The sequence below is a fragment of the Phyllobacterium sp. P5_D12 genome (assembly GCF_054049495.1).
In genome coordinates, this window is sequence record NZ_JBFUMG010001058.1 from 1 (window position 1) to 816 (window position 816).

An 816-nucleotide genomic window follows, 5' to 3' on the forward strand; every position below is an offset into this window, starting at 1 on the left:
GATATGCCGGCCAGATGGATTTCAGCAAAGCCAGCAGCATCGTCAAAGAGATCCTGCAGTAGGGCAGGTCCATGGCATCTCGTACTGGAAAGCAATAGGGTTATTACCGTAACACGCTTGCCCTTTGCCATTTCTGGGACCATGGTGCCGCCCATGCCGCTCAGACCGGGTAACTAGCAGCATCACGGCCCGCACCTTCAGGCATCCAACCCTAGCACTCACCTCTTGTCTGCAGGGTTCGTCCTGCCGTTGCCGGAAGATGTGCATGAAATGACCAGATTTCGTGCCATGTGCTGACTTCAGTTTTATAAGCCAGGGAGACAAGAAATGCGCATCAAAGATTCCGTTGTTTTTGTAACTGGGGCTAACCGTGGTCTTGGTTTGGCTTTCGCTACGGAGGCGCTCAGGCTCGGCGCAAAGAAAGTTTATGCTGGCGTCCGCACTCCGGCTGATACCGATACGCCAGACATTATTCAGATCAAACTCGACGTCACGGATAGCGCTTCGATAGCGGCGGCGGCAAAGCGCTGCGAAGATACAACGTTGCTGATAAACAACGCGGGTATCGCTCGTCTGACCAACAGCGTCCTCGATCCTCAAATGATCACGGACGTGCGAGAAATCTTCGAAATCAACTTTTATGGAATGATAGCCGTCACCCAGGCATTTGCACCCATCCTCGCCACGATTGGCGGTGGTGCGATCGTGAATGTCTTGTCCGATTCTGCATGGTTCTCCCGCCCTCTGCTCGCTGCATACTCCGCTTCAAAATCCGCGGCATGGAGCTTCACCAATGCCTTGCGCATTGAACTGAAA

1 protein-coding gene is annotated in these 816 nt (G+C 53.4%); it reads left to right on the forward strand.

What is annotated here, in order from left to right:
* Positions 1-327 precede the first annotated feature (327 nt).
* A partial coding sequence (locus ACXJ5O_RS28685; RefSeq protein WP_457302869.1) for an SDR family NAD(P)-dependent oxidoreductase occupies positions 328-816 on the forward strand: 489 nt, incomplete at its 3' end.